The sequence below is a fragment of the Streptomyces sp. A18 genome, from assembly GCF_059026065.1.
This window is the reverse complement of sequence record NZ_JBWLKL010000025.1, coordinates 53,297-68,246: the sequence shown is the minus strand read 5'-3', so window position 1 is coordinate 68,246 and position 14,950 is coordinate 53,297. Positions and strand designations below refer to the sequence as shown.

At 70.5% G+C, this 14,950-nt stretch carries 13 protein-coding genes; 4 read left to right on the top strand and 9 right to left on the bottom strand.

What is annotated here, in order from left to right; translation table 11 throughout:
* Positions 1 to 2: 2 nt before the first annotated feature.
* The 4 genes from AC5P1C_RS30050 to mce form a co-directional block, all read right to left on the bottom strand.
* Complete coding sequence (locus tag AC5P1C_RS30050; protein WP_493869085.1) at positions 3 to 992, bottom strand: ABC transporter ATP-binding protein; 990 nt, start codon at positions 990 to 992, stop codon at positions 3 to 5.
* A 113-nt stretch (positions 993 to 1,105) separates the two neighbouring features.
* Positions 1,106 to 2,041: a coiled-coil domain-containing protein gene (locus AC5P1C_RS30045; RefSeq protein ID WP_361833664.1), complete on the bottom strand. Its 936-nt coding sequence runs from the start codon at positions 2,039 to 2,041 to the stop codon at positions 1,106 to 1,108.
* A gap of 182 nt (positions 2,042 to 2,223) precedes the next feature.
* Positions 2,224 to 6,108, bottom strand: a complete 3,885-nt coding sequence (scy, locus tag AC5P1C_RS30040; protein WP_493869084.1) for a polarized growth protein Scy — start codon at positions 6,106 to 6,108, stop codon at positions 2,224 to 2,226.
* A 232-nt stretch (positions 6,109 to 6,340) separates the two neighbouring features.
* Positions 6,341 to 6,781, bottom strand: a complete 441-nt coding sequence (mce, locus tag AC5P1C_RS30035; protein ID WP_135330222.1) for a methylmalonyl-CoA epimerase — start codon at positions 6,779 to 6,781, stop codon at positions 6,341 to 6,343.
* 137 nt (positions 6,782 to 6,918) lie between these two features.
* Between mce and AC5P1C_RS30030 the strand changes: the two genes are divergently transcribed.
* Positions 6,919 to 8,121 carry an acetyl-CoA C-acetyltransferase gene (locus tag AC5P1C_RS30030; RefSeq protein ID WP_493869083.1) on the top strand — a complete coding sequence of 401 codons (1,203 nt, stop codon included), beginning with the start codon at positions 6,919 to 6,921 and terminating at the stop codon, positions 8,119 to 8,121.
* Between the two features lie 61 nt (positions 8,122 to 8,182).
* A complete protein-coding gene (gene meaB, locus AC5P1C_RS30025) occupies positions 8,183 to 9,139 on the top strand; it encodes a methylmalonyl Co-A mutase-associated GTPase MeaB (RefSeq protein WP_493869082.1) in 957 nt (318 codons plus the stop codon).
* 147 nt (positions 9,140 to 9,286) lie between these two features.
* On the opposite strand, the gene AC5P1C_RS30020 is transcribed toward meaB, so the two are convergent.
* On the bottom strand, positions 9,287 to 10,000 hold the full coding sequence (locus AC5P1C_RS30020) for a PepSY domain-containing protein (protein ID WP_493869081.1): 714 nt from the start codon (positions 9,998 to 10,000) through the stop codon (positions 9,287 to 9,289).
* A 150-nt stretch (positions 10,001 to 10,150) separates the two neighbouring features.
* Between AC5P1C_RS30020 and AC5P1C_RS30015 the strand changes: the two genes are divergently transcribed.
* Both AC5P1C_RS30015 and AC5P1C_RS30010 read left to right on the top strand, forming a co-directional pair.
* On the top strand, positions 10,151 to 10,819 hold the full coding sequence (locus AC5P1C_RS30015; RefSeq protein WP_493869080.1) for a response regulator transcription factor: 669 nt from the start codon (positions 10,151 to 10,153) through the stop codon (positions 10,817 to 10,819).
* Complete coding sequence (locus tag AC5P1C_RS30010) at positions 10,816 to 12,264, top strand: sensor histidine kinase (RefSeq protein WP_493869079.1); 1,449 nt, start codon at positions 10,816 to 10,818, stop codon at positions 12,262 to 12,264. The genes AC5P1C_RS30015 and AC5P1C_RS30010 overlap by 4 nt, the downstream gene beginning before the upstream one ends.
* A gap of 3 nt (positions 12,265 to 12,267) precedes the next feature.
* On the opposite strand, the gene AC5P1C_RS30005 is transcribed toward AC5P1C_RS30010, so the two are convergent.
* From AC5P1C_RS30005 to AC5P1C_RS29990, 4 genes are all read right to left on the bottom strand, one after another.
* Positions 12,268 to 12,744: a MarR family winged helix-turn-helix transcriptional regulator gene (locus AC5P1C_RS30005; RefSeq protein ID WP_493869078.1), complete on the bottom strand. Its 477-nt coding sequence runs from the start codon at positions 12,742 to 12,744 to the stop codon at positions 12,268 to 12,270.
* A gap of 118 nt (positions 12,745 to 12,862) precedes the next feature.
* Positions 12,863 to 13,651 (bottom strand): AIM24 family protein, encoded by a 789-nt coding sequence (locus AC5P1C_RS30000; RefSeq protein WP_493869131.1) that lies wholly within the window; start codon positions 13,649 to 13,651, stop codon positions 12,863 to 12,865.
* 8 nt (positions 13,652 to 13,659) lie between these two features.
* Entirely contained in the window at positions 13,660 to 14,310 is a 651-nt protein-coding gene (locus tag AC5P1C_RS29995; RefSeq protein WP_493869130.1) for an AIM24 family protein, read from the bottom strand.
* A 1-nt stretch (position 14,311) separates the two neighbouring features.
* A complete protein-coding gene (locus AC5P1C_RS29990) occupies positions 14,312 to 14,950 on the bottom strand; it encodes an AIM24 family protein (protein ID WP_493869077.1) in 639 nt (212 codons plus the stop codon).

Here is a 14,950-nt window from a genome sequence, read left to right as displayed (position 1 = left end):
GCTCAGGACCCCCTCTTCTGCTGCCAGCTCTCGCCCCAGCCGGCGGCCTGCCCGGGAGGCGGCGGGGCGGCGCCGGGGCCCTGGTGGTCGGCGTGCGCGTGATACTCCACCGACTCCGCGGTGAGCTGCATGAAGGCTTCTTCGAGTGAGGCCCGCTGGGGGCTCAGCTCATGGAGTACGAGCTGATGGCGGGCGGCGAGTTCGCCGAGGTCCTCCGCGCCGGTGCCGTCGACCTCCAGGGTGCCGCCGCCGGCCTCGACCGCGGTGATGCCCTCTTGGCGCAGCATGTCGAGGAGGCGCTCGCGCTGCGGGGAACGCAGCCGGACGTACGAGCGCGAGTTCTGGTGGATGAAGTCCGCCATGGAGGTGTCGGCGAGGAGCCGGCCCTGCCCGATGACGACGAGGTGGTCGGCGGTCAGCGCCATTTCACTCATCAGGTGGGAGGAGACGAAGACCGTACGGCCCTGCGAGGCGAGGGTCTTCATCAGGTTCCGGATCCAGTGGATGCCCTCGGGGTCGAGGCCGTTGACGGGCTCGTCGAACATCAGGATCTCGGGGTCGCCCAGCAACGCGCCCGCGATGCCGAGCCGTTGGCCCATGCCGAGCGAGAAGCCCTTGGCCTTCTTCTTGGCGACCTGGGTCAGGCCCACGGTGTCGAGGACCTCGTGGACGCGGGCCCGCGGGATGCCGTTGCTCTGCGCGAGGCAGAGGAGGTGGTTGAAGGCGCTGCGCCCGCCGTGCATGGCCTTGGCGTCGAGCAGGGCGCCGATGTACTTCAGCGGGTCCTTCAGCTGGGCGTACCGCTTGCCGTCGATCCGTGCGGCACCCGCCGTGGGGTTGTCGAGCCCGAGCATCATCCGCATCGTCGTGGACTTGCCCGCGCCGTTCGGCCCGAGGAATCCGGTGACGATGCCAGGCCGCACGGTGAAGGTGAGGTTGTTGACGGCCAGTTTCTCGCCGTACCGCTTGGTCAGCCCCTCGAGCTCGATCATGCGGCCACGCTAAAACGGGACGGGGCCCCTTGCCACCGGAGCGGCAGGGGCCCCGTCAGGGGCGTGGGGAACTGCGCGACCAGCCGGAGCGGGCCCGCAGATTCCCTACAACCTCAACGCGTCTGCTGCGCGGGCACCCCACGAGAGACGGGCTCGTCGTCGGCGGGCGTACCCGCGGCGGCCACGGCCGCACCCGTGAGCGTGGCCAGCATCTCGCGCACGTTGGTGAGCTGAGCGTTGATGCTGTCGCGACGGTTCGTCAGAGCGGCGAGCTCCCGCTCGGATTCCGAACGGATCCGGTCGGCCTTGGCATTCGCGTCGGCCACGATGTCCTCAGCCTGACGCTGAGCGGTCTCAACAGTCTGGCGCGCGCGACGCTCCGCGTCGGTCCGCAGCTTCTCCGCCTCCAGGCGGAGCTGCTCGGCCCGGTGCTCGATCTCCGCGAGGCGCTTCTCGGCCTTGGCCTGACGCGAGGCCAGGTCACGCTCCGACTGCTCGCGGCGCTTGGCGAGGTTCGTCTCGAAGTCGGCCGCGGCCTGGGCGGCCTTGGCGCGGGTCTCCTCGAAGAGAGCGTCCGCCTCCTCGCGCTTCTGCTGGGCGTCCTTCTGCGCCTCGCTGCGCAGCGTGCCCGCCTCGCCCTTGGCCTTCTCGACGATCCGGACGCCCTCGTCCTCCGCCTTGGCCTTGCGCTCGGCCGCGAACGACTCGGCGTCGTTGCGCACCTGCTGGGCCGCCGACTCGGCGAGCTCGCGGTGCTGCTCGGCTGCGCGACGGGCCTCCTCGCGCAGGTCCTTCGCCTCCTCCTCGGCGAGGCGGAGGATCTTCTCGACACGGGCGCCGAGGCCCGCGTACGACGGTTCGGCGTCGGCTACCTGCGCCTGCGCGTTCTGCGTCTCGAGGTGCAGCTCCTCAATGCGCTTTTCCAGAGCAGTGATACGAGCAAGAGCGCTGTCACGGTCGGAGACGAGCTTGGAGATACGTTCGTCCACCTGAGCGCGGTCGTACCCACGCCGCACAAGCTCGAAGCCGTAGGGGGAAGTGTCGCTCATGGGGTTCCTGTCGAATGAGACCGGTGAGGTGATAGAGGGAATCCTAGGGGTCCAAGCGGCGTGTCATCGAGCAGATGCCCGTTTGATCTGGAGAATGACACCCCTTTTGAGTGGCTAACTGCCAGAGCACTTGCCAGCGACAGTGCCGAAGGTCCTTACAAAGCACGCGAGATGTTCTTTGGCTAGCCCTCAGACGGCTTGCCACCCGATCGAGTTGACCCAGCCGCCGCACCGGCCTTGACGCCACCGTCCTTCGTACCGGCGACCGGAGGGGCCTCAAACGATTCCAACGCCTCCAGCACGTCCTGGACACGGGAAATCTCGGCGTTGATGTCCTCCCGGCGCCGGACGAGGACTTCGAGTTCGCGTTTGCCCTCGTCAACCGTCCGCTCGGCCTCGGCCTGCGCCTCCGCCTTGACGCGCTCGGCATCGCGCACCAGCTCGGCGACCTTCGTCTCGGCCTCCTTGAGCAGCGCCTCGGCCCGCTTCACGGCGGAGATACGGACCTTGCCGGCCTCGGAACTCGCGTCCGACACCAGCTCCTTGGCCGTCGCCTCCGCCTCGGCCCGCTGCTCCTCCGCGGCCTTCACCAGCGCGTCACACCGCTCGCCCGCGGACTTCATCGCCTCGGCCGACTCGCGGCGCGCACGCTCGTGCAGCTCCTCGATCTCGGCGGTGAGGCGGTCGCGCTGCTCCTCGGAGCGCTCCCTTATCGCCGTCGCGTCCCTGCGGGCACCGACGAGCAGTTCGTCCGCGTCCGTACGGGCCTTCTCCACCAGGGAGTTGCCCTCGACCGTCGCCTCGGAGACGAGGCGGTCGGCCTCCGTGCGTGCGGCGCCCACCATCGTGTCGGCCTGCGCCTCCGCCTCCGTGGTCGCCTTGAGCGCCTTCTCCTGGGCGTCGCTGGTCAGCTTCTCGGCCTCGGCTGCCGCCTCCGTGATGAGCGTGTCGACCTGCTCGGCCGCCTCCGAGCGGCGCTTGTTGGCCGCCTGGCGCGCGTCGTCCTGGGTCCGCTCGGCCTCGTCCCGCGCCTGCGAGGTGAGCCGCTCGGCCTCGGCTGCCGCCTCCGCCTTGACGCGCTCGGCGTCCGACCGGATGCGCTCGGCGTGCTGCTGGGCCGAGCCGACCGTCTCTGCGGCGTCCGCGCGAAGCCGCTCGGCGTCGCCCGTCGCGTCCGAGATGAGCTTCTCGGCCTTGGCCACCGACTCCGAACGCACCCGCTCGGCCTCGGCGTTCGTCTCCGCCTGCAGCCGCTCGGCCTCCGCGATCGTCTCGTTCCGCAGCCGCTCCGCCTCGCTGCGCGCCTCGCCGATCAGCTGGTCGGCCTGGCTCGCCGCGTCGCTGCGGATGCGGTTGGCGTCCTCGCGGGCGTCGGCACGCGTACGGGACGCGTCCTGCTCGGCCGACGCGATCGCGTCCGACGCTTCCGTACGCGAGCGCTGGGCGTACTCGGAAGCGTCCGAGCGCAGCCGCTCGGCCTCCGCGATCGCCTCCGAAACGGTGCGCTCGGCAAGAGACTTGGCGGCCTCGCTCTCCGCGTTCGCCTCGCGCCGGACGCGGCCCGCGTCCTCGGTGGCACGCTCCCGCTCGGCGTACGCGTCGGCGCGGACGCGGTCCGCCTCCTCCTGCGCCTCGGTCCTCGTGCGCTCCGCCGCGTGCTCGGCGGCGCTGCGCAGGCCGGCGACCTCTTCCTGAGCCGACTCGTGCAGGCCGGCCACGGCGTCCCGTACGGACTGGGCGGTCTGCTCGGCGCTGGAGACCATCTCGGTCGCCCTGCGGTCGGCCTCCTCGACCAGGCGGACGGCCTCGGCCTGTGCCTCGTCGACCCGCTTGCGGGCGGACGCGAGGAGCTCCTCGCTCTGCTCGCGGGCCCGCTCACGCTCCTGGTCGGCCTCGCCGCGCGCGGAGCTGAGGGTCTCCTCGGCCTCCCTGCGCCGCCTCGCGGCCTCCTCCTGGGCGCCCGACAGCGCCTCGGCGGCCTCCGCGCCCACCCGCTCGGCGGCGGCTGCGGCCTCCGAGCGCAGACGGTCGGCGGACTCCTGGGCCTCGGTCTTGAGCCGCTCGGCCTCGGCGGCGGCGTCCGAACGCAGCCGCACGGCCACGTTCTCGCCCTCGGCGCGCGCCTGCGAGGCGTCCGCGGCGGCCTCGGTGCGCAGCCGCTCGGCCTCGGTCTCGGCCTGCGACTGCAGGGTGCGGATCCGCTCGGCGGACTCCGCGCGAAGTCGGTCCGTCTCCTCCGAGGCCTCCTTGCGCAGCCGCTCGGCCTCCGCACGGGCGTCGGTCAGCGCCTGCTCGGCGGCGGCGACTCGCTCCTCGGCCTCCGTGTGCAGGCGCGTCAGCTCGTCGGCGGCCTCGGCCTGGCGTGCCGCTATGGCCCGCTCGGTCTCCTCGTGCAGGGCACGCGCGGCGGCCTCGGCCTCGGTCTTCGTGCCCTCGGCCTGCTCGGCGGCCTCCTCGCGGTGCCGCTCGGCCTCCGCGCGGGTGCGCTCCAGGGTCTCCTCGGCCTGTTTGCGCAGGGTCGTGGCGCGCTCGATGGCCTCGGTGCGCACGCGCTCGCTGTCGGCGGTCGCCACCGCCTTCAGCTCGTCGGCGTCGGCCTTCGCCTTGGCGAGCAGCTCCTCGGCGGACTTGGCCGCCTCCTCGATCTGCTGGACGGCCTCGCGCCGCGCCTCGCCGCGGATCCGCTCACCCTCGGTGACCGCGTCGGCCCGCAGCTGCTCGGCCTCGCCGCGCAGCCTGCGCGCCTCCTCCTGCAGCTCGACGGTCTTGGCGCGGTACTCCTTGGTGTCGTCCTTCGCCGTGCCCTTGAGCTCCTCGGCGATGTCGTGCGCCTCGGCGCGCAGCCGGTCCGCCTCGGCCTCGGCCTCGGCGCGGATCCGCTCGGCCTCCTCGGTGGCGGACTTCGTCGTCTCCTTGGCGTCCTTGGAGGCCTTGTCGAGTACGTCCTCCGCGGTGCGGGCAGCCTTGGCGAGCTCGCCGGCGGTCTCCTCGGCGGTGATCGTGCGCGCCTTCTCGGCGGCATCCTTGACCAGCTGCTCGGCCTCGGCGCGGGCGTCGGCCACGAGCTGCTCGGCCTCGGCCTTCGTCGCCTCGGCCTCCTTCGTGGCCTCGCCGACCAGCCGGGCGACCTGCTCCTTGGCGGTGCGCGTGCGCTGTTCGTTGGCGCCCTCGGCCGCCGAGAGCTGCTTGGACGCGGACTCCTTGGCCTCGGCGAGGACCTTCTCCGCCTCGGTGCGCGCCTCGCGCAGAGCCGTTTCGGCCTCCGTCATGCGCTGCTCGGCGGCACGGGCGGCCTCGGTGGCCTGGCGGCGCGCCTGCTCGGACTCGGTGGCCGTGGTGGAGCGCAGCTGCTCCGCGTGGTCGGTGGCCTCCTGCGCCTGCGTGGACGCGGCGTTCAGGAGGCGCTCGGCGTCCGTGCGGGCCCGGCGCAGCGTCGCCTCGGCCTCGGCGCGTGCGGACTCGGCGTCGCTCGACAGGCGCTGGCGGGCCTCCTCGGCGATGCGCTCGGCCTCGGCGCGGGCCGCGGTCAGGGCCTGATCGGCCTCGGTGCGCGACTCGTCGAGCAGGCGGCGCGCCTGCTGTTCCGTACGCGCCCTCAGCTGCTCGGCCCACGCCACGTTCTCGTTGACGTGCGACTCGACGGTCTGGCGGCGCTCGGACAGCTCCTGGTCCAGCTGCTGACGGCGTGACACCGCCTCGGAGTGCAGCTCGGACTGGAGCCTGGCCTGCTGCTCGGCGTGCTCCTGGAGGATCCGCTGGGTCTGCGCACGGGCGTCGCGCAGCTCCCGCTCGGCGTCCTGGCGGAGCTGGTCGGCCTGGATCTGGGCGTTGCGGAGCAACTGCTCGGCTTGGTAGCCGATGTCCGCGCCGTCGTAGGCAGGGCGGGACGCGAGGTTGCGGCGCGCCTCGTGCAGCTTGGCGCGCAACACCTCGACTTGATAGCCGAGATCTTCGGCGTGCTGAACAGCCTTCTCTCGCTCGGTCTTCAGCCGGTCCATCTCGGCCTCGAACCGCGAAAGATGGTCCGTCTCAGCCCGCGAGCTCTCTTGGCGTTCGTAGCCCCGCACTGCGCGGTCCCATCCGTCCCCTGGTCGCAAGTCTCTTCGTACGAGCCCTGTCCATCCGCCGAACGGGGCCCACGGGGAATGGTGTCAGATCAACAGCAGAGCATGGGCTGCTGCCCCGACGCTCGTCCCCCGAAACCCGGACCCCGGCAAGCGGCCGCCCAGCGTACGGACGACCGGCCGCCCGATACTTCGGACGGCCGCCCCCAACCCTACCGGCCCAAGTATGCGGAGGTCAGTGCTCCGGGGACTCCTGAGCTGCCGAGGTGACGAGTTCGGTCAGTACGCCGTGGCAGTCCTTGGGGTGCAGGAAGGTGATGCGGGAACCCATGGACCCGATTCGGGGCTCCTCATAAAGGACGCGTACGCCCTTGTCCTTGATGGCGGCGGCGTCGCCGTCCACGTCCGCGGTGCCGAAAGCGATGTGGTGCACGCCCTCGCCGTTCTTGGCCAGCCACTTGCCCACGGCGGAGTCGTCGCGAGTGGGTTCGAGGAGCTGCAGGTAGGAAGCGCCGCCGTCACTCGTCTCATTGATCTTGAGCATGGCCTCGCGCACGCCCTGCTCCTCATTGACTTCGGTGTGGAACACCGTGAAGCCGTACGTCTCCCGGTAGAACTCGACGGTCTTGTCGAGGTCGAAACAGGCGATCCCGATGTGATCGATTCGCGTCAGCATGTCTATAAGTCCAGCCCTTCCGGCGCTGATTACGCAACGTGCGCGCGATCACACCGAACGCCCGATGACGCACGGCGTACCGCTCAGTACATTCAAGTAAACCCTCATTAACTCCTCCTCCCAAGGGGCCGTGGCACATGTCTGGAACGACCGGTACCACCTCAGTGATCGTCGCGGGCGCCCGAACGCCCATGGGCCGCCTGCTCGGCTCCCTGAAATCCTTCTCCGGCGCCGACCTGGGTGGCTTCGCGATCAAGGCAGCGCTCGACCGCGCCGGGATCGGCGGCGACCAGGTGCAGTACGTGATCATGGGGCAGGTCCTCACGGCCGGGGCAGGGCAGATCCCGGCACGTCAGGCCGCCGTCAAGGCGGGCATCCCCATGAACGTCCCCGCGCTCACCGTCAACAAGGTGTGCCTCTCCGGGCTCGACTCGATCGCGCTCGCCGACCAGCTGATCCGCGCGGGCGAGTTCGACATCGTGGTCGCCGGCGGCCAGGAATCGATGACGAACGCCCCGCACCTCCTGCCCAAGTCGCGCGAGGGCTACAAGTACGGCGCCATCGAGATGCTCGACTCCATGGCGTACGACGGCCTGACCGACTCCTTCGAGAACATCGCCATGGGCGAGTCCACGGAGAAGCACAACACCCGCCTGGGCATCGCGCGCGCCGAGCAGGACGAGATCGCCGCCGGCTCCCACCAGCGCGCCGCCGCCGCCCAGAAGAACGGCATCTTCGAGGCCGAGATCACCCCGGTCGAGATCCCGCAGCGCAAGGGCGACCCGGTCCTGTTCTCCAAGGACGAGGGCATCCGGGCCGAGACGACGGCGGAGTCGCTGGGCAAGCTCCGCCCCGCCTTCACCAAGGACGGCACGATCACGGCGGGCACGTCCTCGCAGATCTCGGACGGCGCCGCGGCGGTCGTCGTCATGTCGAAGGCCAAGGCCGAGGAGCTCGGCCTGCACTGGATCGCGGAGATCGGGGCACACGGCAACGTAGCGGGCCCGGACAACTCGCTCCAGTCGCAGCCGTCGAACGCGATCCAGCACGCCCTGAAGAAGGAGGGCCTGGACGTCGCGGACCTCGACCTGATCGAGATCAACGAAGCCTTCGCCGCGGTCGCCGTGCAGTCAATGAAGGACCTCGGGGTGTCCTCGGAAAAGGTGAACGTCAACGGCGGAGCCATCGCCCTCGGTCACCCGATCGGGATGTCCGGCGCGCGCCTCGTACTGCACCTCGCCCTTGAGCTCAAGCGCCGGGGCGGCGGCGTGGGCGCCGCCGCGCTGTGCGGTGGCGGCGGGCAGGGTGACGCGCTGATCGTGAAGGTGGCGAAGGCCTGACGCGTTTTCGCGCGTGAATGTCTTCCCGTCTAGCAAACGTCTTGGAACGGAGCTGTCTGACATGCAGGACGTCCCCTCCCTGGTGGCACAGGCCCGCGAGGGCAGGCCACGGGCCGTGGCCCGGCTGATCTCACTGGTCGAGGGGGCGTCGCCGCAGCTCCGCGAGGTCATGGCGGCGCTGGCTCCGCTGGCGGGCCACGCGTACGTGGTGGGCCTCACGGGATCTCCCGGTGTCGGCAAGTCGACATCGACGTCTGCGCTCGTCTCCGCCTACCGCAGGGCGGGCAAGCGGGTCGGCGTCCTGGCCGTCGACCCCTCGTCCCCCTTCTCCGGGGGCGCGCTGCTCGGCGACCGGGTCCGGATGTCGGAGCACGCATCAGACCCCGGGGTCTACATCCGCTCCATGGCGACGCGCGGCCACCTCGGCGGCCTCGCGTGGTCGGCGCCGCAGGCGATCCGGGTCCTGGACGCGGCGGGCTGCGACGTGATCCTGGTCGAGACGGTCGGCGTGGGCCAGTCCGAGGTGGAGATCGCCTCGCAGGCGGACACATCGGTGGTGCTGCTCGCCCCCGGCATGGGCGACGGGATCCAGGCGGCGAAGGCCGGAATCCTGGAGATCGGCGACGTGTACGTCGTCAACAAGGCGGATCGGGACGGCGCGGACGCCACCGCGCGCGAGCTGAACCACATGCTGGGGCTCGGCGAGTCCCGCGCCGCGGGGGACTGGCGCCCGCCCATCGTGAAGACGGTGGCGGCGCGGGGCGAGGGGATCGACGAGGTCGTCGAGGCCCTGGAGAAGCACCGGGCGTGGATGGAGGAGCGGGGGGTCCTGGCGGACCGCAGGGCGGCGAGGGCGGCGCGGGAGGTCGAGACGATCGCGGTCACGGCCCTGCGGGAACGCATCGCGGATCTGCACGGGGACGCGCGGCTGTCGGCGCTGGCGGAGCGGATCGTCGCCGGGGAGCTTGATCCCTACGCGGCGGCGGACGAACTGGTGGCCAGCTTGACCGCGGGCTGAGGCGGTGGGCTGCCGGGAGTGCTGCTTCCGGTGGCCCGGCGGCCGAACGAGCCGCCGCGCAGCGGCGGTTCAGGAGCCCGTGGCCCGGACATGAGCCGGCCCCGCAGGGAATCCTGCGGGGCCGGCTTCCCGGGGGACGGGGGTCAATTAGTCGTCGGAGCCGTCAGCGTCGTCGTCGGAGTCCTGGCTGTCCGACTTGTCCGCGGTGACCTTGCCCGACTGCAGGTCGACCTTCCAGTCGGACTCCGCACCCTTGGCACCGGAGGTCTCCGCCTCCCAGGCCTTCGCCGTGCCGTCGTCGTCCAGGTCCACGGACGTGACCGTGCCCTTGGCGGCGGCGGCCTTCGCTGCGTCCTCCGCCGTGGTGGACGCACCCTTCAGGGCGGCGGCCACGCGGCTCGCGTCGTCGGCGTCGTCGCCGTCCTCGTCCTGCTCGGTGTGCGAGCCGAGGACCTTGCCGGTGCCCGGGTCGACCTGCACGCTGTACCAGGTGCTGCCCTTGCCGAGCACGTCGACGTCCCAGACCAGGCCGCCGTTGTCCTCGTCGTCCAGCTCGGCGGAGACCGCCGTGCCGGACTTCTCGGCCAGCGCCGCCTTGATCGCGTCGGCGGCCGTCACCTTGGCGGCCTTCGCCTCGGCGGTGTTCTCCTTGGCGTCGTCCCGGTCGTCCCGGTCGTCGTACCGATCGTCGTCACGGTCGCTGTCGCTGTCGTTGTCCCGGTCGTGGTCCTTCAGCTGGACGCTCGACTTCTTTGCCGCGGCCGACGAGTCGTCGTCACCGTTGGCGGCCAGCGCTGTCGCCGTGCCGCCCCCGACCAGGGCCATGGCGGCGACGGTGGCGATGACGATGTTGCGCTTCATAAGGGGTTCCTCCCGAGACGGTGGCTGTGCTGCCCGTGGGCCGGGCGGCTGCCGTTCGCTTTCGACAAGGACCAATCTGGCCGAGCGATGCTGAAGCCAGCCTGAAGCCGCCTGAAGAACTCTTCAGGTTGGCTCTGCGACCCTGAACGCATGCGCCTGTTGATCGTGGAGGACGAAAAGCGGCTCGCCCTGTCGCTGGCCAAGGGCCTGACGGCCGAGGGCTACGCCGTGGACGTCGTGCACGACGGCATCGACGGACTGCACCGGGCGAGCGAGGGAACGTACGACCTGGTCATCCTCGACATCATGCTGCCCGGCATGAACGGCTACCGGGTCTGCTCCACCCTCCGCGCCGCGGGACACGACGTACCGATCCTGATGCTCACGGCCAAGGACGGTGAGTACGACGAGGCCGAGGGGCTCGACACGGGCGCCGACGACTATCTGACGAAGCCCTTCTCGTACGTCGTGCTCGTGGCCCGGGTGAAGGCGCTCCTGCGCCGCCGCGGCAACGTGGGGCCGTCCCCCGTCCACACCCTCGGCGATCTCAAGGTGGACACCGCGGCGCGCCGTGTCTTCCGCGGCGAGGACCAGGAAGTGACGCTCACGGCCAAGGAGTTCGCGGTCCTGGAGCAGCTCGTCCTGCGGGCGGGCGAGGTGGTCTCCAAGGGCGACATCCTCGAGCACGTCTGGGACTTCGCCTACGAGGGCGACCCCAACATCGTCGAGGTGTACATCAGCGCCCTGCGGCGCAAGCTCGGTGCTCCGCTGATCAAGACGGTGCGCGGCGCCGGATACCGCCTGGAGACCCCCCGATGAAGCGCTTCTTCAGCTCAGTACGCGCCCGCGCCACGCTCGGGGCCAGCCTCGTCGTGGCCGTCGCGCTGGTCGCCGCGGGCGCCGCCGTGCTGCTCTCGCTGCGCGCGAATCTGACCGACCAGGCCGGCGGCCAGGCCGAGTCCGCCGCTCGCGGGGTCGCCTCGCAGCTCGCCGCGGGCACGGCGTACGACCAACTGGACCTGGACGACGAGGACCATCCGGTCCAGGTCGTCGACGGCGACAGACGGCTCGTCGCCGCCAGCGAGGACCTGGAGGCCATCAGCGGCACGGCGACCGACGCCGTCAAGCCTCGGCCGGCGTCCACCGCGCCCCCCAGGGGCGACGGCGATGACGACGACAGCGAGAGCGAGGGCGACGCGCTCGATGCCGGGGAGATCTCCGACGACCCGGCGCGCGAGACCTCCGGCTCCGCCACCGTCGACGGTGAGACGGCGGACTACCGCTTCGCCGCCGTCAAGGTGGACGTCGAGGACAAGGGTGAGGTGAACGGTAATCTCACCGTCTACGCGGGCGCTTCGCTCGCCGCCCAACAGGGCGCCGTGTCCACGGCGTTGACGTCCATGCTCATCGGTTTCCCGCTGCTCCTGGCCGTCATCGCCGCGGTCACCTGGCTGGTGACCCGCCGCGCCCTGCGCCCCGTTGACGCTATCCGCTCCGAGATGGCGGCGATCACCGCGTCCGAGGACCTGGCGCGCCGCGTGCCCGAGCCGGACACGCACGACGAGATCGCCCGCCTCGCCACGACCACGAACGAGACGCTCGCCGCCCTGCAGCGCTCGGTGGAACGTCAGCGCCGCTTCGTGGCCGACGCCTCGCACGAACTGCGCAGCCCCATCGCCTCCTTGCGCACACAGCTCGAAGTGGGCGCGGCCCACCCGGAGTTGCTGGATGTGGACGGTGCCGTCGAGGACACCGTACGACTGCAGGAACTGGCCGCCGACCTGCTTCTCCTGGCCCGCCTCGACGCGGGCGAGAAGCCGGGCGAGGGCCAGGTGGACCTGGCGGCCCTCGCCCGCGAGGAGCTCTCGCAGCGCACACGGGACCGCGCCGACGTCCGCATGGATCTGAGGAACGTCGAAGTCACCGGCTCCCGGAGCCAGTTGGCACGTGTGCTCGGCAACCTCGTGAACAACGCACAGCGCCACGCGCGCTCCCACGTCACGGTCACCACCCGCGCCGATGGCGCGTGGGCGATCCTCGAGGTCTCCGACGACGGGGACGGCGTGCCTCAGAGCGAGCGCGACCGGATCTTCGAGCGCTTCGTCCGCCTCGACGACGCCCGTACGCGGGACGACGGCGGTGCGGGTCTGGGCCTTGCCATCGCGCGCGACGTCGCCGCGCGCCACGGCGGGACCCTCACGGTCCGCGAGGCCCCCGGTGGGGGAGCGCTCTTCGAACTCAGGGTTCCCGCCGCTTCCCGGTGAGGGTCAGGGTTTCCCCCGCTGGGAGCGGAGGTGTTCCGCGATCGGGGTCAGGGCCTTGTGGAGTTCGCCGAGCGCCTCGGGTGAGATCAGGTCGACGAAGTGCTGACGGACCGAGGCCACGTGGTGCGGTGCGACCCGCTGCATGGTCTCCATGCCCTCGTCCGTGAGGACGGTGTAGAGCCCGCGCCGGTCGGACTCGCAGTTCTCCCGGCGGACCAGGCCCGCGTTCTCCATACGGGTGATCTGATGGGACAGGCGGCTCTTGGACTGCAGTGTGGCGGCAGCGAGATCGCTCATACGCATCCGCTTCTCTTCCGATTCGGAGAGATGCACGAGGATGTCGTAGTCGTTCATGGTCAGGTTGAACGGCTGGAGGTCCTTCTCGAGCTGATATGTCAGCATCCTGTTGACCTCCACGTGGGTGCGCCAGGCGCACTGTTCCTCGTCGGTCAGCCACTGCGGGGCCGTATCGGTCTCCATGAAATCGATTCTACCTAAGAAGTTGAAAGGTGAACGAATGTCGGTGTGTGACACGCGCCTCTCTCCCCCGGTGTAGAGGGGCACAGGCGTTCGCCCGTCACACTCCGCAGACTACCGCTCACAGGCCGAAGCGACGCTGGAGGTCCCCCAGTTGTCCGGGAAGGCGCGGTTGCCCCGGCTGTTGGCCGTGTTGACCCGGCGCGCCCCGGCCGCCCGGAACGCCCGCCTGCTGCGGCACCGCGCCCGTCGCCTGTTCGGCCATGAGCGCCTCCGAGGACTGCAGGAGCACCGTGCCCGCGCCGACGAACTCGAACTGGTGCTCCTCACCTGAGGTTCCACCGATCCCGGTCAGTGCTCGTACGCCTCCGATGACTCCGGTCAGATATCCGTGGTCGTAGTGATGGCAGGGCGAAGGGCAGTCCGCCCAGCCCACCAGGGCCTGTGGATCCACCCGGATGGGCGGCTCCATGAACACCACCGGTCCGTTCGACGCGGCCACGAACTTTCCGGTTCCGATCAGGGTCAGAAAGCCCGGAACGATCGATTGCTTCAGCGCGAGAGTTGGCTGAAAAGCGAGGAGGTTGCCCGAGCGAATGGTCAGGTTGCCGTCTTCGAGGTCGTACGAATTCACGTCGAAGGCCCGGTCGGCGAGGAGCATCTTGCCCTGGCCGTCCGCCACGACCCAGTCGCTCGCGTGCAGCGGCGAATGAAAACTCGTGCGCACCAGGCGGTCCAGGCGGCCGTGCCCGATGCCGTTGAACTCGATCGAACCGTAGTAGGCGATCATCTTCCCCTTCTGCAGGAACCACTGGCTCCCCTTGAGCTCCACGCAGAAGGTGTACGCGTTCACGCTGTCGTCGCTCGGCAGTGTCATCGGGTCGAGGGCCGCGGGGGATCCCACGGGCATTGAGGGGTTCACAGCTTCTCCTCCGACGCCTGGACGTACACCGCACCGCTTCCGGACAGCTCCAGCTGGAACGCCTCGCCGGAGCCGCGCCCCACCATGTCGCGCCAGCCGAGCGCCGTGGAGAGTTTGTTGCGTACGTCCCCGTGGTGGGCCACATAGGCCTGCGGGTCGACATGGACCGGGCGCTGCGGGGTGATGGGCAGCTCGATGACGCCGCCGTGCGCCATGACGGCGACCGCGCCCTGTCCCTTGAGGGTGGTGGTGAAGAGGCCCTGCCCGGTGACCTGGCCGCGGACCATGCCCATGACGCCGCCCTGGGAGCCCATGAACATCGTGCCCTGCTGGAGTGTCCCGTCGAAGGCGAGCAGGCGGTCCGCCTCCACGTAGAGGGTGTCCCCGGTGAGGCTGATCACCTGGATGTGGTGGCCGCCGTGCCCGAAGAGGACGGTGCCGCTGCCCTCGACGGTCATCAGGGGAGTCGCCTCATTGGCCACGCGGCGCCCGATCATGGAGGCCAGGCCGCCCTGCCCGCCCTGGATGTTGGGGGTGAAGGCGACGTCTCCCTTGTACGCGAGCATGGCGCCGCGCTGGCTGAACAGCCGCTGGCCCGGCAGGACCGTCGCCTCGATCATCTTCGAGTTGATCTCTCGGAAGGGCATGTCAGACATCCCCCGCGATCGTGTTCCGCTCGCTGGGCTGGACGTACACGAGTCCCTCGCCCTCGAAGCGGATCTGGAAGGCCTCGCCGCCGCCCTCGCCGAGCAGCGTACGGAACGTGACCCCCGACTGGAGGTTCTGGCGGAGGTCCCCCTGATGCGCGACATACGCGCCCGGGTCCACCGTCAGGGGATACTGCCGGCTGACCCGCAGCACCACGGCCGGGCCGTCCGACATGATCGCCGCCTGGCCCGAGCCCTCGACGGTCGTGGTGAACAGGCCGTTGCCCTGCGAGGCGCCGCGGACGCCGGTGAATTGGGTGCCGGTGCGCAGGCCCCCGTCCGTGCACAGGAGATTGTCGGACTCGACGAAGAGCTTCTCGCCGCGCAGCTCCACGAGGTTGATCTCCGTGGCGCGGTCGGCGAACCAGCATGTGCCGTGCCCCTTCACCTCCATCACCGTCATCTGTTCGCCGGTGAGGCGGCGGGTCACCATCCCCCGTATGCCCTCGCCGCCGCCGGACGTCTTTTTGAAGACCATCTGGCCGTCGTACGCGACCATCGAGCCGTTCTTCGCTTTGACGGCGTCGCCGGACATGTCCACGGCGAGCACCCTGCTGCCTTGCAGTCGGAACGTTGCCAC

Excerpts from the sequence above, each read along its gene's own strand:
- AC5P1C_RS30050 (WP_493869085.1), bottom strand. The coding sequence starts at position 992 with ATGATCGAGCTCGAGGGGCTGACCAAGCGGTACGGCGAGAAACTGGCC.
- AC5P1C_RS30045 (WP_361833664.1), bottom strand. The coding sequence starts at position 2,041 with ATGAGCGACACTTCCCCCTACGGCTTCGAGCTTGTGCGGCGTGGGTAC.
- mce (WP_135330222.1), bottom strand. The coding sequence starts at position 6,781 with ATGCTGACGCGAATCGATCACATCGGGATCGCCTGTTTCGACCTCGAC.
- AC5P1C_RS30030 (WP_493869083.1), top strand. The coding sequence starts at position 6,919 with ATGTCTGGAACGACCGGTACCACCTCAGTGATCGTCGCGGGCGCCCGA.
- meaB (WP_493869082.1), top strand. The coding sequence starts at position 8,183 with ATGCAGGACGTCCCCTCCCTGGTGGCACAGGCCCGCGAGGGCAGGCCA.
- AC5P1C_RS30020 (WP_493869081.1), bottom strand. The coding sequence starts at position 10,000 with ATGAAGCGCAACATCGTCATCGCCACCGTCGCCGCCATGGCCCTGGTC.
- AC5P1C_RS30015 (WP_493869080.1), top strand. The coding sequence starts at position 10,151 with ATGCGCCTGTTGATCGTGGAGGACGAAAAGCGGCTCGCCCTGTCGCTG.
- AC5P1C_RS30010 (WP_493869079.1), top strand. The coding sequence starts at position 10,816 with ATGAAGCGCTTCTTCAGCTCAGTACGCGCCCGCGCCACGCTCGGGGCC.
- AC5P1C_RS30005 (WP_493869078.1), bottom strand. The coding sequence starts at position 12,744 with ATGGAGACCGATACGGCCCCGCAGTGGCTGACCGACGAGGAACAGTGC.
- AC5P1C_RS30000 (WP_493869131.1), bottom strand. The coding sequence starts at position 13,651 with ATGCCCGTGGGATCCCCCGCGGCCCTCGACCCGATGACACTGCCGAGC.
- AC5P1C_RS29995 (WP_493869130.1), bottom strand. The coding sequence starts at position 14,310 with ATGCCCTTCCGAGAGATCAACTCGAAGATGATCGAGGCGACGGTCCTG.